The 24,586-nt window shown below is 29.7% G+C and carries 19 protein-coding genes and 1 tRNA gene; 12 read left to right on the forward strand and 8 right to left on the reverse strand.

The window, feature by feature from the left end; genetic code table 11:
• Positions 1-3 precede the first annotated feature (3 nt).
• Positions 4-837, forward strand: coding sequence for a mechanosensitive ion channel family protein (locus BW723_RS08295; RefSeq protein WP_083139528.1), 834 nt, complete (start codon positions 4-6; stop codon positions 835-837).
• Between the two features lie 124 nt (positions 838-961).
• On the opposite strand, the gene BW723_RS08300 is transcribed toward BW723_RS08295, so the two are convergent.
• The 3 genes from BW723_RS08300 to BW723_RS08310 form a co-directional block, all read right to left on the reverse strand.
• The gene (locus BW723_RS08300; protein WP_068356180.1) at positions 962-1,576 is read right to left on the reverse strand and encodes a deoxynucleoside kinase; all 615 of its coding nucleotides are present in this window, start codon (positions 1,574-1,576) and stop codon (positions 962-964) included.
• A 61-nt stretch (positions 1,577-1,637) separates the two neighbouring features.
• The gene (locus BW723_RS08305; protein ID WP_068356177.1) at positions 1,638-2,315 is read right to left on the reverse strand and encodes a response regulator transcription factor; all 678 of its coding nucleotides are present in this window, start codon (positions 2,313-2,315) and stop codon (positions 1,638-1,640) included.
• Positions 2,308-3,918, reverse strand: a complete 1,611-nt coding sequence (locus tag BW723_RS08310; protein ID WP_068356174.1) for a sensor histidine kinase — start codon at positions 3,916-3,918, stop codon at positions 2,308-2,310. The genes BW723_RS08305 and BW723_RS08310 overlap by 8 nt, the downstream gene beginning before the upstream one ends.
• 129 nt (positions 3,919-4,047) lie before the next feature.
• Here BW723_RS08310 and BW723_RS08315 point away from each other — a divergent pair, with 129 nt between their 5' ends.
• The 5 genes from BW723_RS08315 to gldA all read left to right on the forward strand — a co-directional run bounded on the left by BW723_RS08315 (position 4,048) and on the right by gldA (position 10,462).
• Positions 4,048-4,887 carry a GLPGLI family protein gene (locus tag BW723_RS08315; RefSeq protein WP_068356171.1) on the forward strand — a complete coding sequence of 280 codons (840 nt, stop codon included), beginning with the start codon at positions 4,048-4,050 and terminating at the stop codon, positions 4,885-4,887.
• A gap of 91 nt (positions 4,888-4,978) precedes the next feature.
• Positions 4,979-5,818 (forward strand): GLPGLI family protein, encoded by an 840-nt coding sequence (locus BW723_RS08320; protein WP_317197671.1) that lies wholly within the window; start codon positions 4,979-4,981, stop codon positions 5,816-5,818.
• Between the two features lie 45 nt (positions 5,819-5,863).
• Positions 5,864-8,635: a carboxypeptidase-like regulatory domain-containing protein gene (locus BW723_RS08325; RefSeq protein ID WP_068356160.1), complete on the forward strand. Its 2,772-nt coding sequence runs from the start codon at positions 5,864-5,866 to the stop codon at positions 8,633-8,635.
• Positions 8,636-8,709: 74 nt separating this feature from the next.
• Positions 8,710-9,480, forward strand: a complete 771-nt coding sequence (locus BW723_RS08330; protein ID WP_068356157.1) for a hypothetical protein — start codon at positions 8,710-8,712, stop codon at positions 9,478-9,480.
• Positions 9,481-9,568: 88 nt separating this feature from the next.
• A complete protein-coding gene (gldA, locus tag BW723_RS08335; RefSeq protein ID WP_068356155.1) occupies positions 9,569-10,462 on the forward strand; it encodes a gliding motility-associated ABC transporter ATP-binding subunit GldA in 894 nt (297 codons plus the stop codon).
• On the opposite strand, the gene BW723_RS08340 is transcribed toward gldA, so the two are convergent.
• The 4 genes from BW723_RS08340 to BW723_RS08355 all read right to left on the reverse strand — a co-directional run bounded on the left by BW723_RS08340 (position 10,463) and on the right by BW723_RS08355 (position 17,513).
• The gene (locus BW723_RS08340; RefSeq protein WP_226789163.1) at positions 10,463-11,116 is read right to left on the reverse strand and encodes an HAD family hydrolase; all 654 of its coding nucleotides are present in this window, start codon (positions 11,114-11,116) and stop codon (positions 10,463-10,465) included.
• Complete coding sequence (locus BW723_RS08345; protein ID WP_068356152.1) at positions 11,100-12,428, reverse strand: D-arabinono-1,4-lactone oxidase; 1,329 nt, start codon at positions 12,426-12,428, stop codon at positions 11,100-11,102. The genes BW723_RS08340 and BW723_RS08345 overlap by 17 nt, the downstream gene beginning before the upstream one ends.
• 153 nt (positions 12,429-12,581) lie before the next feature.
• Entirely contained in the window at positions 12,582-16,919 is a 4,338-nt protein-coding gene (gene dnaE / locus BW723_RS08350; RefSeq protein ID WP_068356148.1) for a DNA polymerase III subunit alpha, read from the reverse strand.
• 147 nt (positions 16,920-17,066) lie between these two features.
• Entirely contained in the window at positions 17,067-17,513 is a 447-nt protein-coding gene (locus BW723_RS08355) for a ferritin-like domain-containing protein (protein WP_068356145.1), read from the reverse strand.
• 248 nt (positions 17,514-17,761) lie between these two features.
• On the opposite strand from BW723_RS08355, the gene BW723_RS08360 reads away from it, so the two are divergent.
• From BW723_RS08360 to BW723_RS08385, 6 genes are all read left to right on the forward strand, one after another.
• Positions 17,762-18,508, forward strand: coding sequence for an outer membrane lipoprotein-sorting protein (locus tag BW723_RS08360; protein ID WP_068356142.1), 747 nt, complete (start codon positions 17,762-17,764; stop codon positions 18,506-18,508).
• Positions 18,509-18,576: 68 nt separating this feature from the next.
• A complete protein-coding gene (locus BW723_RS08365) occupies positions 18,577-21,600 on the forward strand; it encodes a WD40/YVTN/BNR-like repeat-containing protein (protein WP_068356130.1) in 3,024 nt (1,007 codons plus the stop codon).
• Between the two features lie 139 nt (positions 21,601-21,739).
• Entirely contained in the window at positions 21,740-22,276 is a 537-nt protein-coding gene (locus BW723_RS08370) for a 30S ribosomal protein S16 (protein WP_068356126.1), read from the forward strand.
• A gap of 19 nt (positions 22,277-22,295) precedes the next feature.
• Positions 22,296-22,820 carry a ribosome maturation factor RimM gene (gene rimM, locus BW723_RS08375; RefSeq protein WP_068356123.1) on the forward strand — a complete coding sequence of 175 codons (525 nt, stop codon included), beginning with the start codon at positions 22,296-22,298 and terminating at the stop codon, positions 22,818-22,820.
• 76 nt (positions 22,821-22,896) lie between these two features.
• A tRNA-Ser gene (locus tag BW723_RS08380) sits at positions 22,897-22,983 on the forward strand.
• 393 nt (positions 22,984-23,376) lie between these two features.
• Positions 23,377-23,925: a type II toxin-antitoxin system HigB family toxin gene (locus tag BW723_RS08385; protein ID WP_068356120.1), complete on the forward strand. Its 549-nt coding sequence runs from the start codon at positions 23,377-23,379 to the stop codon at positions 23,923-23,925.
• A 67-nt stretch (positions 23,926-23,992) separates the two neighbouring features.
• Here BW723_RS08385 and BW723_RS08390 read toward each other — a convergent pair whose 3' ends face one another.
• On the reverse strand, positions 23,993-24,583 hold the full coding sequence (locus BW723_RS08390) for a hypothetical protein (protein ID WP_068356117.1): 591 nt from the start codon (positions 24,581-24,583) through the stop codon (positions 23,993-23,995).
• Positions 24,584-24,586 lie beyond the last annotated feature (3 nt).

Here is a 24,586-nt window from a genome sequence, read left to right on the forward strand (position 1 = left end):
AAAATGAATTCTCTATTAATTTCACTACAATCAGACTTTGATTTTAGTTTCTTGCAAAATCTGTGGTATGATTTTGTTAATTTTTTACCTCAATTATTAAAAGGACTTGCTTTTTTAATAATTGGTTGGCTTTTTATTAAATTTATTCTTTACATCATAAAAAAAGCTTTAGGCCTAACAAATATAGATGCCTTACCAGAAAAATTAAATGTCGATGAAATTTTTGGAAGTAACTCTGTAAAAATTCAGCCTACAAAAATTATTATTACAACTATAAAATGGATTTTAATTTTTGTTTTTGTAATTGTAGCTTCTGAATTATTAGGTTTAAAAATGGTTTCTGAGCAATTAAGTAACTTAATTGCCTATTTACCTAAACTAATAAGTGCATTAATTATTTTTGCAGTAGGTATTTATTTAGCAAATTTGGTTAAAAAGGCAGTAGCAAGTATGTTTGCTTCTTTAGAGTTAACAGGAGGCAGTTTAGTTGGTAACATTGTTTTTTACTTAATTGCAGTAATAGTAAGTGTTACAGCGTTAAATCAAGCAGGTATTAACACAGATTTGATTACTAATAATTTATCTATTATATTTGCGTCGATTTTAGCAGCTTTTACCATTTCTTTTGGCTTAGGATCTAGAGATATAATAAAGAGACTTTTGTTTGGATATTACTCTAGAAAGAACTTACAAGTAGGAAATAAAATAAAAACTAAAAATTATGAAGGAATTATACAGTCAATTGATAATATTTCAGTAATTTTAAAGGTCGAAAATAAAACAATTATTATTCCTGTAAAGGAAATCGTAGATAACGAGATTGAAGTGTTGCATTAGCAAGACTTAAAATCTGATAGAAAGTTGGGGGACTATCTATCATGCGTGAGTTAATCACAAAAAAAGAGACCGTTTTTTAACGGTCTCTTTCCTTTTATATAATACTATATTCTATTTAGTTTTCTTAAAAAAGACCATTTATTTGTGCATCAATTCTGTCAATAATATATCCTAAATCTTCTTGATTAGAAACAAAATCTAAATTATCTACATCTATTACTAATAGTTTACCTTTTGTGTAAGTAGAAATCCAAGCTTCATAACGCTCATTAAGTCTACTTAAATAATCGATGCTTATAGAGTTTTCGTAATCTCTACCACGTTTATGAATTTGCCCAACTAAGGTAGAAATATCTGCTCTTAAATAAATTAACAAATCTGGTGGTTGTACTAAGTTTTCCATCAACTCAAATAAAGAACTATAATTACCATAATCTCTATTGGTCATTAAACCCATTGCGTGTAAATTTGGTGCAAAAATATGAGCATCTTCGTAAATGGTTCTGTCTTGTATAATGTTTTTACCAGTTTCTCTTAATTCTAAAATTTGTCTAAAACGACTGTTTAAAAAGTAAACCTGTAAATTAAACGACCAGCGTTCCATTTCTCCATAAAAATCATCTAAGTAAGGGTTTTCATCTACAGACTCAAAATGGGGTTTCCAATTAAAATGTTTGGCTAAAAGTTTGGTTAGGGTGGTTTTGCCAGCACCAATATTTCCCGCAATTGCAACGTGCATATACTAAAATTATAAAAATTGAATAGAACTGCTAAATTATAAAAATTAAAGTTTTAAATAGTTAACAAATCAATTTATATCCAAAACCTCTAACATTTAAAATTTGAATGTTGGTGTCTTTCTTTAATTTTTTTCTGAGTTTACTTATAAAAACATCCATACTTCTGGCATTAAAAAAGTCGTTATTACCCCATAATTTGTTTAGAATAAAAGTTCTATCTAAAACTTCGTTTTTCTTTTCAAAGAGATAAAAAAGTAATTGAGCTTCTCTGTGAGTTAAGGTCTCTACAGCATTAGAATGTGCTAATGTTTGTTTGGTGAAATTAAAAATATATTCGCCAATTTTAATTGTTTCAACATTTGTTTTTAATTCAATTCTATTGAGAAGCGCTTTAATTCTAACAATTAGCTCTTCCATAGAGAATGGTTTTTTTAAATAATCATTACCACCAAGATTAAAACCATCTAAAACATCGCTAGTTTGCGATTTTGCTGTTAAAAAAATAATAGGAATTCCTTTGTTTTCTTGCCTTATTTCTTTGGCTAAAGTAAAACCATCTTTTTTAGGCATCATTACATCTAACACTAAAATGTCTGGTTTTTCTGTTTGATAAATTTTGTAAGCTTCTTCGCCATTTTCTGCGTGAAAAACTGTAAAATCTCTAGTTTCTAAGCTTTCTTTTACAATCATTCCTAAACTAGCTTCATCTTCTGCTAAAAGTACTTTTATTTTAGACATTGGGTATGGTTGTTTTAAAAATGGTTTGGTTTTTATCCGAAGAAAGAAAAATACTCCCAAAATGTTTTTCGATGATTTTTTTACAGTAATATAATCCAATTCCAAAACCTTTTACATCGTGCGTATTTCCTTTTGGTACTCTGTAGAATTTATCAAAAATCTTTTCTTGCTGATTTTTTTCAATGCCATTTCCATCATCAGCAATTGTTATTTCTGTTGAGTTTAAAATTGAATTTATATTGATGTCTATTGTGTTTCCACCATATTTTATGGCATTATCAATAAGGTTAGAAATTACATTTTCAAAATGAAAAACATCTACATTTAAATAAATAGGTTGCAAGTTCCATGAAAAGTTAAGTGTTTTTTTGTTTGCTAGTAATTGATGTTTATGCACTAATTTCTCTGTCATTTCTACCACATCAATAGTTTCTTTTTTTAAGAGTAATTGTTCGCTATCTAAAGTTGCGGTTTCTAACAATTTTTCTACCATTTGATGTAATTTTTTTAACTGAATTGATGACATAGAAAGGTATTTTTTTGTTTTTTCTTTATCTTCTAAAACATTAAAATTTTCTATGGCTTCTATGGCTGTAGAAACTGTGGCAATTGGTGTTTTAAATTCGTGTGTAATATTGCTGATTAAGTCGTTTTTTATGGTTGCTAACTCTTTTTGTTGATTAATGGTTTTTAACAAATAGAACAGGCAAGAAATAATTAAAAGAGATAAAATTAACGATAGAAAAATACCGCCAAAACTTCTTTTTAAAGCTTCGTAACTTGGGTTGCTGTAATATAATTTATATGCTTGATTGTCTTTTAAATAAGTAGATTTTGAGTTTACAGAAAAATTTTCATCAACCAAAGTAGTATCTTTTGTTCTTTTAAAAATAGTGTCTTTTTTTAAATGATAAAAGCTCGTTTTTAAGTTGATGCCTTTTGTACTTAATTGATTTTCTATTAAAGAATCAATTTTATGATAATCTAAAGATTGGTCTAAAAAAGAAATAAATATTGGTTTTAGGTTGGTCATTAGCTTTAAACTATCTGCAGCAGCTTTTCCTTTGTAGTATTTTACAGAAGATTTTTTGCCACTTTCATCAAAATGAACTCCGTTTTTATTATCGGTAAATTGGGTAAATGATTTAATTTTATCTGTGTTGCTTTGTGATAGTTTAATAGAATCTTGCTTATTATTTAATTCAGTTATCAATTCTTTGGTGTCTAGCATCATAGAATCTATTTTTTCTTGAGAAAAATTTTCATCCGAAGAAATTTGAATACTATTAATGGTAAATTTTGCTTGGTCTGTTTTAGTTCTGCTTTTTTTTAGTTTTTTAATGATAGAGTCAAAAGAATTATCAACAGAAACTTTTACATCCTTGTCGTTATTGTTAGACTTTATTATGGTAAGAAAATCGTTTTTTGCCAAAGTTGAAAAATATTCTTCTACAGCATTGTCTAAACTTAATTGAATTTCATTAGCAACGCGTTGTTTGTTTTCTTCGTAGTTTTTATAATTCCAATAGCATTGAACTGCAATTGTTGTAATAATTGTGGTGGTTATAAAATAAAAAATCCATTTGTGTTTCTGGGTATTCATAGTTCAAAGATAATCAGTAAAAATTATAAAATCAGTGGGTTAACACTCGTTAACATTCGTTAACCTAAATAACAATATTTCAATTGCATCTTTGTGGTGTAGTTATAAATCATCAAAAACAAATAAATTATGAAAACTATTATTATAATTCTTACAATATGTTTTGCTTTTTCTTTAAATGCACAAAATTTTACAGGTAAAGCAATTTATAAAACAAGCAGAAAATCGAATTTTAAAATCAATAATGAAAAAGGTGTAGATGATAAAATGCAAGAGGAATTAAGAAAAAGAATGCAGAAAATGAATCAGAAAACATTCACTTTAGAGTTTAATAAAACAGCATCTATATATAAAGAAGAAGTAAAATTAGATGCACCAAAACCGCAAGTTGGTGGTAATCAAATTGTGGTAATGTCTTTTGGAGGCTCTGGTAGTGGTAGTGTGTATTATAAAAATATTCAAGAAAAGCGCTATGTTAATCAAACAGAAATACAAGGAAAACGTTTTTTAATAAAAGATTCTTTACCAAATTACAATTGGCAATTAACTTCAGAAACTAAAAACATAGGTAATTACACTTGCTACAAAGCTATTTACACAAGAGAGCAAGAAAGTACAAGTATGAGCTTTATAAATGGAGAAACTAAAGAAGAGAAAAAAACAGAAACTATTGTTACAACAGCTTGGTATACACAACAAGTACCAATAAGTAATGGACCAGATGATTACCAAGGTTTACCTGGTTTAATTTTAGAGATTAATGATGGAAAGAGAATGATTGTTTGTACTGAAATTGTTTTAAATCCATCAGAAGAAATAAATTTACAAGAACCAGAAAAAGGTAAAGTTGTAGATCAAAAAAAGTTTGATGAGATTCAAGAACAGAAATCTAAAGAGATGATGGAGAAGTTTAAAAGCAGAAATGGTTTTGATATGGGCAATGGAGTTAGAGTAAAAATAGGAGGGTAGAGTTGTTAAAGTTTTCCCAATGCTTTTAAACTTTTAAACCTTTTTTAAGTCATACTGACCATATAACCGATATTTTTACAAAAAAATAGAAATGATGAAATCAGTATTTACTTTCGTATTAGTTTTAGCAACTAATATTTTATTTTCTCAAAACGACTTTCAGGGTAAAGCAACTTATATGTCTAAAACCACTATGGATATGAGTAGGTTTGAAGGAAGAAGTGAGCAAGAGAAAAAACAGATTATGGCTCGTATGAAAAACTTTTTAGAAAAAACCTACACCCTAAGTTTTAATAAAACAGAATCTGAATTTAAAGAAAATATAAAATTAGATGCTCCTGGAGGATCTTCTGGTCGAAGATGGGGTGCAAGTAATGGTAAAGGCTCTATTTACAAAAATTTAAAAGAGAAAGAAATGATTGAAGACGTAGAAATGTTTAGTAAACGTTTTCTTGTTGTTGAAGAAATGGAACAACCGAAATGGGAATTAAGTACAGAAACTAAAAAAATTGGACAATATACTTGTTATAAAGCAACTTTAGTAAAAGTAGATACAAGTGTAGATTTTGGAAGCATTTTTGGTAGAAGAGGTAGAGGTGGAGCTCCAAAGAGCGATAATAAAGAAGAGGAAAAAGAACCAGAAGTTAGAACTTTAGCAGTTACTGCTTGGTATACACCACAAATACCTGTTAGTTCTGGGCCAGACTCTTACTATGGTTTGCCAGGTTTAATTTTAGAATTAAATACGGGCAAAACTACAATGTTGTGTACAGAAATTGTATTAAATCCTTCTGAAGATTTAGAAATTGATAAGCCTAAAAAAGGTAAAAAAGTTAACAGAGAGGAGTATAATAAAATTATTAAAGTAAAAACAGACGAATTAAAAGAGCGCTTTCAAGGTGGTAATAGAGGTGGAGGTAGAAGATTCTAAAATTCTATAACTAACTTTTTTTAATTAAATTCAAACAAATCAAACATGAAAAAAATATTACTATTCACCATTTTAATGGTGTCATGGGTTTCTACTGCCCAAATTACTTTAAAAGGTGTTGTTAAAGATTCTATTGGTGAACCATTAGAAATGGCAAATGTTATTGCCTTAGATACAGTTGCAAAAACAATTAGCTCTTTTGGTTTTACAGATGCCAATGGTAACTTTAAATTAGATTTAAAACGAAATACTACTTACAATATAAAAATTAGTTATGTAGGTTTTAAAGAAATTAGCGAGTTTATTAAAACCAAAGAAACTAATATTACAAAGAACTATACAATGTTCGAAGACAATATGTTAGATGGTATTAATATTGTTGCAAAAATGCCAGTAACTATTAAAGGAGATACTATTGTATATAATGCAGATTCTTTTAAAAATGGTTCAGAAAGAAAGTTGAAAGACGTTTTAGATAAATTACCTGGAGTAGAAATTAACGATGATGGGCAAATAGAAGTAGAAGGTAAAGCTGTAGAAAAAATAATGGTAGATGGTAAAGAATTTTTTAGTGGAGATACTAAATTAGCCACAGAAAACATCCCTTCTAATGCAGTTGATAAAATTCAGGTTTTAAGAAATTATGGTGATGTTAGCCAATTAAGTGGGGTACAAAATAACCAAGATAGAGTTGCTATTAACATTAAATTAAAAGAGGGTAAAAAGAACTTTTGGTTTGGAGATGTTTTAGCGGGTGCAGGAGATTCGCCAGATACAGGTTTGTATTTATTTCAGCCTAAATTATTCTATTACACACCTAAATATACCATCAATATTATTGGTGATGTAAATAATATGGGCGAGGTTGTAATTAGTAGAAGAGATGCAAGAAGCTTTGGTGGTAGTTTTCAAAGTCAAAGTCCATCTAATGGAACCAACATTAATATTGCAGATGCAGGTATTGGTTTCTTAAACGCAAGTACCAGAAATGCAAATAGAATAGAAACTAAATTAGGAGCTTTTAACTTTACCTACTCTCCAAATCCAAAATTAGATTTAAGCGGATTTTTAATTTGGTCTGGTAATTCTAACGGTCAAAGAAATATAAATACTATCGATTATGTAGATCCAGATACTCCAGATGATATTGTAGATAATTCTACAGATCAAACTAGTAACACAGGTTTATTTAGATTTAGTACTATTTATAAAAAGAACATTAATAACCAATTAAACTATAATGTTTCTGGACGTTTTTCTAATGAATTTAGAACAGATAATGTAAACTCATTTGTTTTAAGTGATATTACAGAAACCGAAAAAGCAACACCATATACTATAAATCAGGATTTTAGCTATTTTTATACCGCTAGTGAAAAAAGTATTTTTGCTTTAGAAGTACAACACTTATTACAAGATGAAGATCCTTTTTACTTGGCTTCTTTAGAGAACGATCCTTTTAATAATAACCCAACTAACGATCCTGCTTTAGAAGATTCAGAAGATGGTTTTGATGACACTGCTGTTACATTAGGTTTAGATACTTCTAATATGTATTATAATTTAGAACAAGACAGACGAGTAAAATCGAATCAGTTAGATGCTAAATTTGATTATTATTATATTTTAAATGATAAAAGTAATTTAAATTTTGTTGCAGGTACAATATTAAGTTCACAGAATTACGATTCACGTTTTTTTCAAATTCTAGACAATGGAACTGAGTTTGAACCTAATCCATCAATTTCTGGAATTAATAGTTCAGAAACTACAAACGATACAGAATATAATTTTACAGACTTGTATGCAGGTTTAAGATACCGTTTAAAAACAGGAATTTTTACAATAACTCCAGGTTTTACAATGCACTCTTATAACTCTAATAATACACAATATGGTACAGAAACTTTTAAAGATACCTTCTTTAAAATTTTACCAGAATTCGAAACTATTGCTCAGTTTAAAAAAAGTGAGAGTTTAACTTTTACTTATAAACAAGAGGTTAATTTTACAGACGTAAACCAAATTGCAAGAGGTATTGTTGCCAATAGTTATAGTTCTTTTTATGCAGGTAATGCAGAGTTAATAAACGCAAGTTTTCATAATGTTAGTTTATTTTACAGAAGCTTTAACTTATTTAATAATAGTAGTGTTTTTGCAAGAGCAAATTACAGAAAAACAATAGATCAAGTAAATTCTAATACAATCTTCGAAGACAATTCTGTAGTTTCTAGTAGTACAAGCATAAACTCACCATTCGATAACGAAAACTTTACTGCTTTTGCAAGATTGAGTAAAACAATCAGAAAAATTACGGCTAGAGTTGGTGGTAACTTCTCTTATAACAAAAGTTATCAATTTATAAATTCTTTAGAAAATACTAATAAAAATATTTCAAGAGGGTTAAATACACAAATTGGTACCAATTTTAGGAAAGCACCAAATGTTAACTTATCTTATAACGTAACATTTAACGATCAAGCAAACAGTGCAAGAACAGAAGATATTAATACAGTAACTCATGCCCCAGCAATTAATTTTGATGCTTATATCTGGAACTCTTTAACGCTAACTTCAGATTTTACATTTAATGAGGTAAGACAAGAAGGTAGCAAACAAAGTTCTTTTAATATTTGGAATGCCAAAGTAGCATATAGAAAAGATAAAGATGCTAAAATGGAATATGAATTAGTGGGTAGTAACTTATTAGGTACTGGTTCAGAAACTTCTGTTGGGCAAAGTATTATTTCATTTAATGTAAATGAAAGATTTATTATGCCAAGATTTATCAGTTTAAGATTGCGTTACCAACTATAACAAAATATTTTTATTTATTTTTAAATGGCTCTTTTTTAGAGCCATTTTTTATTTAGTTTATTTACTTTTACAGTATGAGTTTATTAGCAACAAAATCATCTTTATACGCTACTTTTAAAAGCTTAGGATTGCTGTATTTATTTATTGCCTATGGTCTTTTTTTAGACGGTTTTTACATTTATAACATTACAGATAATGCACAGTTATATGCAAATATTAGTATGCTTTTGGTTTTTCCAATTATCTATTTTAAGGTAAATAAAAGATCTAAAGAACACTTAATTGCTGGAGTTTTAATCGGTTTTTTTGGTGAGTATCTTTTCTCTGTTTTACTAGGGATGTATACCTACAGATTAGAAAATGTACCACATTATATTCCTTTTGGGCACGCTTTAGTTTATTTGGCGGTTTTGTATTTTTCTAAGGCAGCTTCCATAATTAAACACAGAAAAAAGATTGAAGTATTTCTTGCCATTTTTATCTTTATTTATGCAAGCGTTTTTCTAATTTTTAAGTTTGATGTTTTTGGTTTTGTAATGACAATGGCAACCTTATATATTTTAAGAAACAAGCCAAGAGAACGTTTGTTTTATTTAACAATGTACGTTTCTGTTGCCTATTTAGAAATTATTGGTACAAGTCTTTTATGTTGGGAATGGCCACCAATTGCTTGGGATGTTATTCCGTTTTTACCAAGCCATAACCCACCAAGTGGAATTAGTTTGTTTTATTTTTTGCTAGATTTAGGTTGTTTGTGGGTGTATAAAAAACGTCATAAAATATCTTGGTTAAGAATGAAGAGTATTCGAAAAATACGTGAGCATAAAACTGTAGTTACAAACTAAAATAATAGTAAATTCGTTACATATAATAAACAAAAGCTAGATGTCAGGTTGAGCGTAGTCGAAACCTAAAAAGAAATAACAATTATATATGTCTATAAAAGTAGCATCAATAACAAAAACATATAAAACTCAAAAAGCATTAAATAATATTTCTTTTTCTGCGGATAAAGGTCAGATTATTGGTTTTTTAGGTCCAAATGGAGCAGGGAAATCAACAATGATGAAAATTTTAACGGGTTTTGTAAAACCAAATTCTGGTGAAGTTTTGGTTGATGATATAGATGTTTTACAAAATCCATTAGCTGCACAAAAAACAATTGGTTATTTGCCAGAACACAACCCTTTGTATTCAGATATGTATGTGCGTGAATATTTACAGTTTCAAGCAGCAATTTTTAAGGTTGATAAAAACCAAATAGAAGCTTGTATAAAAAAAGTTGGTTTAACTGCAGAAGCACATAAAAAAATACATCAATTATCTAAAGGTTATCAACAAAGAGTAGGTTTGGCTGCAGCAATTTTACACAATCCTTCAGTTTTAATTTTAGATGAGCCAACAACAGGTTTAGATCCTAATCAATTGATAGAAATTAGAGCTTTAATTTCTGAATTAGGTAAAGAAAAAACAGTACTATTCTCTACACATATTATGCAAGAAGTAGAAGCTGTTTGCGATAGAGTTATCATCATAAAAAAAGGAGAAATTTTAGTTGATAAAAACCTCGCTGATTTAAAAGAAAACAAGCAACAAACTATTATTGTAACTTTCGATTATAAGATAGAAGAACAATTTATAAATCGATTACCAAATGTGGTTTCTTATAAAAATAATTACGACAACACTTGGTACATCACCTTTGAAAGTGAAGAAGATATGAGATCCAAAATCTTTGATTTTGCTCAAGAAAATGGCTTGAAAATATTAGGTTTAAATACCGAGAATAAGAATTTAGAAACCTTGTTTAGAGAAGTAACTCAGTAGTTATTTTACTAAATATTGATAAGCTTCTAACAAAGTAGGGAAAACCAAAATACTACCAGCTTCTCTTAATTCTGCTTCAGAATATTGAGTTAGAATTCCTATAGGCTTCATTCCTGCAGCCTTTGCAGCCTTTGTGCCAGTTAAACTGTCTTCAAAAACCCAAAGATCTTTAAAATCTTTTTCTTTAAACCCTAAGGCTTTAGCTAAAGTTTTATAAGCTTCAGGATCTGGTTTTGGCTTTTCGTAATCTTGTACACCAAAAACAGTTGTAAAATTTAAGTTTAAATGGTGAATGCTGTTCTTTAAAAATTGTTTGGTAGCATTACTTGCAATACCATAAGGAATCTTTTCTTCGGATAATAAATCTGTAAATTCACGAACGCCAGGTAATAATTCAGGAACCGTAAAATATTGGTCTAAATGCTCATCTTTTAAATGATATAATTCTTCAGTTTGATGTTCTTTACCAATTACACTACAAAAATATTCAGCGATAATTAAAGGTGTTTTACCTGTATGACTTTTAGGAAAAGGAGCAATTTCTTCATTAAATAATTCTTTAAAAGCAGAAGTCCAAGCAGAATAATGACTGTTAAAACTATCTACAATAACTCCATCAAAATCAAATAAAAAACCTTTAGGCAGCAGTTTCATTTACAAGTGTTTTAGCGGCCACTAATTTAGTTAAATATGGATTTAAAAACTTGTTAGTTGGGTCTAATTTTTCACGGATTTCTTTAAATGCTCCCCACTTTGGATAAACCTTAGATAGTTGAATATCTTTAGCAGAAAAACGTTTGCCCCAATGAGGTCTTCCTCCGTGTTTTAAAAATATTTTTTCGATACTTTTAAATGCTTCATAAGTATCTGCAGTTGCTGCATTTCTAGAAACGCAACCCATTGTTACTGTATCTTGTTTATAAGCATAGCTTAGCCAACTATTATCTTGATAAACAAAACGCACATCCATAGGTATATGTATAAAAGATTTGTTACTCCACTTGTTAATTTCTGTTTTTAATTCATTAAAAACTTCTGGAAATTTATCTAAAGCAATTGTCCATTCTGCCAATTCTAAAGTAGAACCTCTAGATTTCGTGACTGTAGCCTGATATAAAGTACCTTTATGCTCTTTTTTAGAACTGAAAAATGCTTTTGCTAAAATTTTGTTTGCGATTGCAGTTATCCAGGGAAATTTGTGAGAATATTTATATAAAAATTTAGAAGTATTTCTTCTGTGTTTTAAATAATTTGGTCCTTTATTTTCTGTAATTTCTTTTTCTGGGTCAATTTTATCACCAGTAATAACATAGCCTTTGTTTGTATGTGGCAGCCATAAGATTCTTAAAAAGTCATGCTTTTTTAATCTGCTTTTTATTTTTGGTAACCATTCACTATCGTTTTCTGGTCTTTCTTTTATATGAAGTGTATAAGCAGGCTCACATTGAAAAGTAATGGTAGACATTACACCCAACATACCTAAAGAAACTTTTACAGCATCCATTAATTCGTCTTCTTTAGCAACTGTTCTTATTGTACCATCTGCAAGAATTAATCTACATTCAGTCATATATTCAGCCAACAATTTACCACTTGTACCATGAGTTCCTGTAGCCAAAGCACCACCAATAGTTATGGTGTTAATATCTGGTAAACAAGGAATACACCAACCAACAGACTCAATTGCTTCTAGTAATTCGCTTAAAATTAAACCAGATTCAACAGTAATTGTTTTTAAATTGTAATCGTAAGAAATAATTTTATTATAAGTGCTCATATTAATAATTGCATCTGTACCAGCTGCAATATCTGCTGAGGACTGTTTGCTACCAAAAAAACGTATTTTTTCATTATTAGCAATTACTTCTTGAAGTTCATCTTCTTTAGTAATGCTGTACATGGTTTTGTAGTTGTGTTTTAGGTTTTCGTTCCAGCTAACCCAAGTACCATTATTTTTTTGTTTCATAATATGTTGTATTCGTTAAACAAAATTACGAAATAATACTTTTTAAAACTGCCTTTAAAATGATAAAAATAATAAAATGAATTTCTGATAAATAAAAAGCACTATTTCATCATATTGATAAAAATAGCGTTCATAATACAAGAATGTGTTATTTTAATTCAATTTATAGTTAATTTGTTGGTTTTGAAGTGTAGCCAATAACTCATTAGAAACATTAACTTTTGTATTTCTACTAGGTAAGTTTACTTCAATTTTTTCTTTAGCATCCCAAATGGTAAATTTTAAAGACTGCTTACCACCATTTGTTCTAAGAATTCTCTGAAGGTTAGCAATGGTTTCCTCAGTTATATCATCAACAGAAATTTTAATGGTTAGTTTTTTACACAACTCATCCATAATATCGTGTAATAATTTCATTTCTGTAAATTTTAATCTTGGTTCGCCAGTAACACCTTCTTTGTTTGTCCAACCAGGTTGAATTGTTGCTCGAACAAACAAGAAAGAATTGGGTACTAAAAAGTGTTTCATTTTTAAGTAATCTTCACCAAAAATTCTAAACTCATTACTATCTCCATAATCTTCTATAGTAAACATTGCCCAACCTTTACCAGCTTTAGAAACTCTGTGTTGCACATCTGTAATAATACCTGCAAAAGACAAATTCATACCCACATATTTGGCCAAATCTTCTTTAAAATATTTTAAAGATGCATTACAAAAAATCATTTCGTTTTTAAAATCATCTAAAGGATGTGCAGAAATATAAATACCAATAACTTCTTTTTCTTGGGATAAAAGTTCCATGGTTCCCCAAGTTTCACACTCAGGAATATCTGGTTCAGGAAACTGAACTGTTGACGCTTCACCAAACATAGAAACCTGTGCAGAATTTTTGTTTTCTTGATATTTACTACCAAATTTCATAGCACGCTCTAAGAAAGTCAATCCTTTTTCATCAGTAGCAAAATATTGTGCTCTATGTGTATCTGTAAATGAATCGAAAGCACCTGCTTTAATTAAACTATCGAAAGATTTTTTATTAGCAGCTCTTAAATCAACACGTTTAGCTAAATCAAAGATAGAAGTGTAATTTCCGTTTTCTGTGCGCTCTTTAATTATGGCTCTTACAGCAGCAGCACCAACACCTTTAACAGCGGCCATTCCAAAACGAACAGCTCCATCTTTATTTACAGAAAATTTAAGGTAAGATTCATTTAAATCTGGACCCAAAACTTCTAATCCCATTCGTTTACATTCTTCCATAAAGAAAGAAACAGCTTTAATATCTTTCATATTATTAGAAAGTACAGAAGCCATATATTCTGCAGGATAATGTGCTTTTAAATAGGCAGTTTGATAAGCAATCCAAGCATAACAAGTAGAGTGAGATTTGTTAAAGGCATAACTTGCAAAGGCTTCCCAATCTTTCCAGATTTTTTCTAGCTTTTCTTCATCATGACCATTTTTACCAGCTTGCTCAATGAATTTTGGTTTCATTTTATCCAAAACCGCAATTTGCTTTTTACCCATTGCTTTACGTAAAACATCGGCTTCACCTTTGGTAAAATCTGCCAGTTTTTGCGAGAGTAACATTACCTGCTCTTGGTAAACTGTAATACCGTAAGTTTCTGCCAAATACTCTTCCATTGCTGGTAAATCGTACTCAATATCTTCTGTTCCATGTTTTCTGTTGATAAAACTCGGAATGTATTCCATTGGTCCAGGTCTGTACAAGGCATTCATTGCAATTAAATCTGCAAAAACGGTTGGTTTTAAAGAACGCATGTGTTTTTGCATCCCTGGAGATTCGTATTGAAAAATACCTACAGTTTCTCCTCTTTGGAATAATTCATAGGTTTTTTCATCATCTAAAGGAAAATTTTCTGGATCTAAATCAACATTGTGTTTTGCCTTTACAATTTTTACAGTGTCTTTAATTAAAGTAAGTGTTTTTAATCCTAAGAAATCCATTTTTAACAAACCTGCAGATTCTACTACAGAGTTGTCAAATTGGGTAACATACATATCAGAATCCTTTGCCAAAGCAACAGGAACATAGTTGGTAATATCTCCAGGAGTAATAATTACACCACAGGCGTGAATACCTGTGTTTCTTACAGAACCTTCTAAAATTGTAGCTTTATTAATGGTTTCAGAAACAAGATCAGAACCAAAAGACATATTTCTTAGTTCTTCTACTAATTGTTTTTCTTCTGCTCGTAAACCATCAACTTTACCTTTACTTTTTGGATCATCACCAAAAATATTTTTTAGTTTAATTCCTGGAATTAATTTGGCAATTCTATCCGCTTCAAAAAGTGGTAAATCTAAAACTCTGGCTGTATCTCTAATTGAAGATTTTGCAGCCATTGTTCCGTAAGTAATAATTTGCGCAACTTGATTTGCGCCATACTTATCAATTACATAATCCATAACTCGACCTCGACCTTCATCATCAAAATCGATATCGATATCTGGCATGGAAACACGCTCAGGATTTAAGAAACGCTCAAAAAGTAAATCGTATTTAATTGGGTCTATATTCGTAATCCAAAGACAATAAGCAACTACAGAACCAGCTGCAGAACCACGTCCAGGACCAACAGCAACATCCATTTTTCTGGCTTCGCGAATAAAATCTTCTACAATCAAAAAATAACCAGGGTAACCTGTTTTTTCAATTACTTCTAGTTCAAAATCTAAACGCTCTTTAATGGATTCTGTAATTTCTCCATAACGAATTTTTGCGCCTTCGAAAGTTAAGTGTTTTAAGAAATTATTTTCACCTCGTTTTCCTCCATCTTCATCATCTTTTGCATCTTTAAACTTTTCTGGAATATCAAAAGCCGGTAATAAAACGTCTCTTGCTAACGTGAAAATTTCAATTTTATCTACAATTTCTTGAATGTTGATAATTGCTTCTGGCAGGTCTGCAAAAAGGGTTTTCATTTCATCCGAAGACTTAAAATAATATTCTTCGTTTGGCAAACCATATCTGTAACCACGACCTTTTCCTTTTGGTGTAGCTTGCTTTTCACCATCTTTTACACACAATAAAATATCGTGCGCATTTGCATCTTTTTTCTCTAGATAAAATGTGTTATTTGTGGCAACAATTTTTATATCGTGTTTTTTTGAGAATTTTAATAAGGTTTCATTTACAATATTTTCATCTTGTTGATTATGGCGCATCAACTCAATGTAAAAATCATCTTGGAATTCTTCTTTCCACCAAAGCAAAGCTTCTTCAGCTTGTTTTTCACCAAGATTTAGAATTTTACTTGGTACTTCTCCATATAAATTACCAGTTAAAACAATGATATCATCTTTATATTTTTTGATGATTTCTCTATCAATTCTTGGCACATAATAAAATCCATCAACAAAAGCAATGGAAGACATTTTTGCCAAATTATGATACCCTTTTTTGTTTTTAGCCAACAAAACAACTTGGTAACCATTGTCTTTTTGCGATTTGTTTTTATGATCTTCACAAACATTAAATTCGCAACCAATAATTGGTTTTATTGGGTTTTCTGCACTTTTATTATGATTTAAAATGGCGCTTACAAAATGAAAAGAAGCCATCATATTTGCAGTATCTGTCATTGCAATGGCTGGCATGTTGTCTTTTGCAGCCGCTTTTACAATGTTGCCAATTTGCATTGTAGATTGTAAAACAGAATATTGTGTATGGTTGTGTAAATGTGCAAATTGTACATCTTTTAATTCGGCTAAACCTTCTGATGTAGATTTGGTTTCTTTAACGTCTTTTAATTTTTCTAGACGTTTACGAATCTTATCACTCTCTTTTTTAAGGTTGATGTGTTTTAAACCAATTACTTGTATTGGTTTTGGGTTTGCTTCTGAAAAATTTTTAAAATAATCAGCATCTACATCTAATTGTTCTTTGGTAAATTCTCTTAAACGAATTAATTCTAAGAAACAACGTGTAGTAGCCTCTACATCTGCAGTTGCATTGTGTGCTTCTCCAAACCCAACACCAAATAAATGATTGTGTAATTCTGTTAAAGTTGGTAGTTTAAATTTACCTCCTCTACCACCAGGAATTTGACACATTTGTGCCGTTTTTTCTGTACAAGTATCTAAAAGTGGCAGTTTTGTTAGGTTGTTTTCTACACCTAATCTATGAAATTCACATCCCATAATATTGATATCGAAACCAACATTTTGCCCAACAATAAATTTGGTTTTTTTAAGCGCTTCGTTAAAAAGATCTAAACCTTTATCTAAAGCAATACCTTGTTCTGCTGCTAATTCTGTAGAAATTCCGTGAATTCTTTCTGCATCATAAGGAATATTAAAACCATCTGGCTGAATTAAAAAATCGTTATGTTCTAATACATTACCCATTTCGTCATGCAATTGCCATGCAATTTGAATACACCTTGGCCAGTTATCTGTGTCTGTAATTGGTGCATTCCAACTTTTGGGTAAACCAGTGGTTTCAGTATCAAAAATTAAGTACATAAATGATTTTTTTTGCTCATTATTTTGGAGGGTTAAATGTACGAAATAAAGGAAGTTTAAAGGTTGAAAGGTAAAGAGACTTATCAACAAAAAAAGTCAACCCAATTAAGGGTTGACTTTCTAAAAACTAATTCAAATAATTTATTTTTATGCTAACTCTTCTTCTACCATTAAAGAGTTAATTGCAGATTGTATTTGTTGTCTTTGGGTTTCTAACATTTTTCTTGTTGATGGAGCAAAAGCATCGTCTTTTAAAATTTCAGAATATTCATCGTAACTTGCTTGCTCACCTCTAATTGCTTCTTCTAAAATAGCTTCTTCATCATTAGAGCTAAATAAAGATTTTAAAGACATCCAGTTTCTGTGCATTGTTCCTTGAAAAGTTCCTGACTCTTCTGGTATTTGTCCATAAGACAATATTTCTGTTCTTAAGTTTTTAGCAAACTCACTTCGTTCTGAGGCTCTATTTTTAAAGAAAATTTTTAATCGAGAACTATCAACATTTTCAGCGGCATTTAAATACCCTTTTTCTGCATCATAATTCTTTTCTAATAATTCGTTTAATTTGTTCGAAATTTTTTCTGTGTACTTCATTGTGTCATTTTCATTTTAAATTCCAATAAATTGTTTTGAGATGCGTATTGTTTCACATCTTATTTCTGATACAAATGTAAATAAGCTTTAAAGCCCTTATTGATGCATAAGGTTTCGATTTTAACTCATTTGAATTTTTAGTATTTATTTAAGATTTATACTATTGTTTTTTAATTGAATTAAAATATTTGTAACATTTTCGTAAATTGGCATACATATAAAAGAACTTTTAATTAAAATATTTAAAAATGAAAAAAATACTATTAGTAGCTGTTATGTTTTTAGGACTTGTTGCTAACGCGCAAACAGCAGATGAAATTTTAGCTACTTACTATGAAAACATTGGAGGAGTTGAAAACCTTAAGAAAATTAAAGGTCTTAAAATGACAGCAATTGTTAATCAGCAAGGAATGGAGATTCCTTTAGAAATTTATCAAATGGCTGATGGTAAACAAATGTCTGTTATTAATTTTCAAGGAAAAGAAATTAAACAAGGTGTTTTTGATGGCGAAACTTTATGGGGTCATAACTTTATGACAATGAAAGCTGAAAAAAGCGATGCAGAGGCTACAGCAAATATGAAGTTAGATATGAATGATTTTCCTGATGCTTTTGTTGATTATAAAGAAAAAGGTTATAAAGTAGAATTATTAGGTAAAGCAACAATTGATGGTGCAGAAACGTTTAAAATTAAACTAACAAAAGAACCTGTTACTATTGATGGTAAAAAAGAAGACAGTATTACATATTACTTTTTTGATACAGAAAATTTTGTACCTATTGCAATACAATCAGAAATAAAATCTGGACCAGGTAAAGGAATGATGTCAGAAATTACAATGAGCGATTATCAAGAAGTTGATGGTTTGTATTTTCCATTTTCAATGACGCAAGGAGTAAAAGGCCAGCCAGGTGCTCCATTAACAATTACTAAAATCGAGCTAAATCCAACAGTAGACGCAGCTTTATTTGCATTTCCTGAAGAAAAAGAGTAATCGAAAAATACTTTAAAAATCCTCAAATTTATTTTGAGGATTTTTTTTAATCACTAAAACCAAACAAAATGAAAAAACAATTTTTATTAGTGGCTGTTCTACTTTTATCTTTTTCTGTAAAGGTTGATGCACAAAGTAAAAACACAAAAGGAAAGCAATTATTTGGAGATTTAACTGCTAGGCATATTGGGCCAGCTTTAATGAGTGGTAGAATTAATGATTTAGAAAATCATCCAACAAATAATAGAATTATTTACGCAGGAACTGCAGGTGGTGGAGTATGGAAATCGAATGATGGTGGTGTTACTTTTAATCCTATTTTCGATGATTATTGTCAATCTATAGGTGCTATAGAAGTAGATCCAAACGATCCTGATAATACAATTTACGTAGGTACAGGAGAAACTTGGACAAGAAATAGTGTTTCTTATGGAGATGGGATGTATAAAACAGTTGATGGTGGAGTTACTTGGGATAAAATAGGGTTTGAAAACTCAGATCGTATTGCAAACATAATTGTTAATCCAAAGAATTCTAATGAAATTTATGTAGGTGTTTTAGGCGCTTTATGGGGAGATAGTGAAGAAAGAGGTGTTTATAAATCTTCGGATGCAGGTAAAACTTGGGATAAAATTTTATATACCAATCAAAAAACAGGTTGTGCAGATTTAACTATGGATCCTAAAAACCCAAATATTATATACGCTTCTATGTGGGAGTTTAGAAGAACAGGTTGGTCTTTTGAGTCTGGTGGTAAAGACAGTGCCTTGTACAAATCAATTGATGGTGGTGCAACTTGGAACAAAATTCATAACGGATTTCCAGAAGGTAGTTTAGGTAGATTGGCAATTGCAGTTGCGCCTTCTAATTCTAACATTCTTTACACGGTTATTGAAGCTGAAAAAAATGAAAGAAAAGGATTGTATAGAAGTGATGATGCTGGTGCTAACTGGAAACAATTAAATAACGATTTTGGTATTACAGTGCGTCCTTTTTACTTTTCTAGAATTGTGGTAGATCCTAAAAATCCAGATATAGTTGTAAAAGGTGGTTTAAGTGGTTCTATTTCTAGAGATGGAGGAAAAACATTTAAAAATTTAGGAAATATGCACAGTGATATTCACGATATTACTTTTGATATTCATAATTCTGATAGAATGTATGCTGGTACAGATGGTGGAGTTTATCGTTCTTTAAATGGAGGAACAACTATGGAAATTGTAGAGAATTTACCTATTTCTCAATTCTATCAAGTTAGTGTAGACGATGCAGAACCTTATAATATTTATGGTGGTTTACAAGATAATGGTTCTTGGTATGGACCTTCTTCTTCACCTGGTGGAATTGAAGCAAGAGACTGGAATTCTATTGGTGGAGGTGATGGTTTTAGAGTTTTAAAACATCCAAAGAAAAATATTATTTATTCAGAAATGCAAGGTGCAGAAAATGTTTGGAGATATGATGTAGATGCAAAAAGAGTAAAAACCATTCAGCCATTACCACAAAAAGGTTATGCTAAATTGCGTTTTAACTGGAATGCACCAATGGCTATAAGCGCACATCAGCCAGATCGTTTTTATATGGGAAGCCAGTTTTTACATAAATCTGAAGATTTGGGTGATACTTGGACAATTATTTCGCCAGATTTAACGACTAATGATCCTTTAAAACAAGATCAAGGCAATTCTGGTGGATTGTCTATGGATAACTCAGGAGCAGAAAATCATACAACCATATTCACCATAGCAGAATCTACTTTAGATGAAAATGTAATTTGGGTGGGTACAGATGATGGTAATGTACAAGTGACACAAGATGGAGGTAAAACTTGGACAAACACAATAGTAAATGTATCAGATTTACCAAAAAATACTTGGGCTTATCATATAGAAGCAAGTGTTTTTAATAAAGGTACTGCTTACGTTGTTTTTGACGGGCATACAATGAATGATATGAAACCATATACCTACAAAACAACAGATTTTGGTAAAACTTGGACAAGCATTATTACTAATGATGTAGTTGGTTCTGTTAGAAATATTCAAGAAGATTATGTAAACCCAGATTTATTATTTTTAGGTACAGAATTCGGTTTGTACATTACTGTAAATGGTGGTAAAAACTGGATAAAATTCACAAATAATATGCCTGCTGTAGCTGTACATTTTATAGAATTACAAAAGCAAACTAACGATTTAGTAATGGGAACACATGGTAGAGGAATTATTATTATTGATGATATTTCACCACTGAGAGAAATTAACGATGAGGTTTTAAAAGAGAAAGTACATTTCTTTACTTCAAAACCAACTGTAATTTTCGAAGAAGGTAGTTTTGCAGGAAGTTTTGGAGCAGAAACTCAATTTGTTGGTGCAAACCCAAGCAGAGCAGCACAAATAAAATATCATTTAAGCAGACGTCACACTTTTGGTAAAATGACTCTAGAAATTCAAGATGATAATGGAAAAGTAATTAGCAAATTAGGTCCTGGAAAATCAAAAGGAATAAATATTGTAAACTGGAATTATAGATTAAAAAACCCAAAAGTAGCAAAAGGGAAAACGTTTAGTTTTGGCGGGTTTACTTCGCCTTTAGTAGAAGCAGGTACTTATAATGTGGTTTTAAAGAAAGGTAAAGATACTTTTACAAAGAAGATAGCGTTAATCTACGACCCTAAATCAAATTTATCTGCATCAGATAGAGAAATGAAGCACAATACCACAATGAAAATGTATAATATGACAGAAGAATTGGCATATATGGTATATGAGTTAGATGCAATATTAGAAAAGGCAGAAGTGCTTAAAAAGAAAAAAATCGTAGAAAAGTTGACAGGGTTAAAGAAAACTTTGGTAATTACAACTGGAGACAATTATGTAGGCTCAGCAGAACCACAATTAAGAGAAAAAATGTCTGATTTATACAGTAAAATTGCAACAAGTTATGATAAACCTTCAAATTCTGAATTAGAGAGTTTATCTATAATTGAAGAACGATTTGAAGCAGCAAAAGCAGATTATCAGAAAATAAAAAAGAAAGTTAAATTCTTAGATGAATTAAATTTAAAGTCTTTTGAAGAATTTATAAAATAATTTTTATGCAGAAAAATCATTAATTTATAGGTTATTAGTGATTTAGTGTCAAAAAAAGTTAGTATTTTTGCGCCCACTTATCACGAGATGGTAAGATTTTTAATAATCAAGGTCGAGAACCTTAAAAAATTAACAAATTATGTCTGTAAAAATCAGATTACAAAGACACGGAAAAAAAGGTAAACCATTCTATTGGATCGTTGCTGCAGATGCCCGTGCAAAAAGAGATGGTAAATACTTAGAAAAAATTGGTACTTACAATCCTAATGTAAACCCAGCAGAAATTAACTTAGATGTTGATGGTGCTGTAAAATGGTTACAAAATGGTGCGCAACCAACTGATACTGCAAAAGCAATTTTATCTTATAAAGGTGCTATGTTAAAGAATCATTTAGTTGGTGGTGTAAGAAAAGGTGCTTTAACAGAAGAGCAAGCAGAAGCTAAATTTACTGCTTGGTTAGAAGAAAAAGCAGCTAAAATTTCTGCAAAAGAAGAAGGTTTAAGCGCAGCAGAAGCTGATGCAAAAGCGAAAGCTTTAGCAGCTGAAAAAGCGGTTAACGATGCAAGAATCGAAGCAGCTAAACCAGCTGTAGAAGAAGTTGCAGAAGAAGCATCTGAAGAAGTTGAAGCAGCAGCAGAAACTATTGATGAAGCAGCAGAAAAAGCAGCAGAGTAAATTATAAATTGATACGATAATGCGTAAAGAAGAGTGTTTTTATTTAGGCAAAATCGTAACTAAATATAGTTTTAAAGGTGAAGTTGTTATCAAATTAGATACAGACGAACCTGAGTTGTATAAAAATATGGAATCAGTTTATGTCGAATTCGGCACTAATCTGGTTCCATTTTTTATTGATAAAAGTTCTTTGCACAAAGGCAATCAATTACGTGTTCAGTTCGAAGATGTGTATTCTGAAGAAGAAGCAGATTCAATTTTAAAATGCGGCGTTTATTTACCTTTAGACTTATTACCAAAATTATCTGGAGATAAATTTTACTTTCACGAAGTAATTGGTTTTAAAGTTGTTGATTCAAATTTTGGTGAAGTGGGTAATATTGTTCATATCAATGATAAAGCAGCACAACCACTTTTTGAAATTGATAGAGATGGTAAAGAAATCTTTATTCCGATGATTGATGATTTTATCAAAAAAGTGGATCGAGAAAACAAACAAATACAAGTTGAAACTCCAGAAGGATTAATCGAATTGTATTTATAAATACAACTTGTCTTTTTTAAGATGATGTTGCTACAGTTTACAAAAAGAGAAAACTTCTACAGTAATTACAAAAATTAGAGAGGTGTCTGAGTGGTCGAAAGAGCTACCCTGGAAAGGTAGTATATGGGTAACTGTATCGAGGGTTCGAATCCCTTCCTCTCTGCATTTAAAAACTTCATCATATTGATTTTCAATAAGTTGAAGTTTTTCAGTTTCTTTATTTGTACGATTTTTGTATTGTGAATAAAATTTGACCTTTTATATTTCTTAAATTTAGGTAAATATTAATTTTTAGGGATTATTGTTTTATTAATGAATATTATTATAATTTGTATATTTATTAAAAAAAAAGATGTTTAAGAAAATTGTTGAGGATATATTCGAATTATTTTATCCTGATTCAAAAGAAACTTTTAGTACAAAATTATTTGTTTTCTTTTTTTTGATATTTACTATCATAACACTTTCTATTTTACTATAAGTATTTAGTAAAAGATAAAGTTCTTTTTAAGGCTTCATTTTATACATTTCGTGCATTAACTATTAAAATATACCTATGAAAATTTTTTCTACCTTATTAATAATTACTTTTTGCTTAAGTTCTTTTTCACAAAATACTCAATTAGAATATGATAACTTTAAGATTCAAGAAAATAAAAGTTTAAAATGGCAAAAAGTATTTGATTTGACAATTTCTAAAGATTCGATTGTTAAGTTATTAGAAGTTAATTTAAATAATAACAGTTTTTTTAATGAATTAAAATATTCAAAATATCGATTTACTGGTTTTTCAAACTATAAATTATTAAGTGATGTAAAAAAGCTTTATGGGGTTGCTTCAAATACACAATACAAATGTTTTATTGTGATTGATGTAAAAGATAATAAATATAGAGTTTCTGTAAGTGATATTACTTTTAAAAACATACCTGTTACTGTTGGTAATGTTACAGTAAATAACGAATATACTCTTTATAAATTAACAGTTAAAGGCAATAATAAAAATTTTAAAAAAGGTAAACTTGCAAAAAATACGCTACATTCTTTTAATAAAGATTTTATCGATTTATTTACAATTAAAGAAAATATAAAAACGGATTGGTAGTTTGTTGTTAAAGCTTCATTTTATACATTTCGTGCATTATTAATTTATTGTTTTTTATCTGATTCCGTTATTTAGATAGTAATAAACTTTCAATATCAGATTTATCGATGCTTTCAGCTTTATTTATTTGCTCTAAAAGTTTTAAATACTTCTTTGTCGGTTTTCCATTGTAGTATTTTTTAAAATGTTTACTGTATAATTCAGAATAGTGATTATCACTTTCAAAATATGCTCCATAAACCTTTTCTAATGACCTATAATATTTACTTCGTGTTTGGCTTGAATACATTCCAGTTTTTAAAATACTTCTATGTTGAAACCTACCATTAATCAAATGTAGTTTTCTGCATCTTATACCAGTAAATTTGCATTTAAAATACCAAATATCTGCATTATTAAGGTTTGATTTTATTGAGACTAAATCGACCTTATAATTATAAGATTTATCATTGCACGTATAAATAAATTCAACAAAATTATTATCATTAATTAAAGAGGTGTTAATGCTTATACTACCTGTAGATTCGCCTCTACTTTTCCAGTAAACATTACCATTAAAAGAAAGGTTTTTTTGTAGGTATTTTAATTTTTTTAAATCTGTTATCGATAAGCTTTTAATCTCATCAAATAAAATAGGAAACGTATAATTTTTTGCCATTGT

Origin of the sequence: Polaribacter reichenbachii (assembly GCF_001975665.1) — a bacterium.
In the GTDB taxonomy this organism is placed as follows: domain Bacteria; phylum Bacteroidota; class Bacteroidia; order Flavobacteriales; family Flavobacteriaceae; genus Polaribacter; species Polaribacter reichenbachii.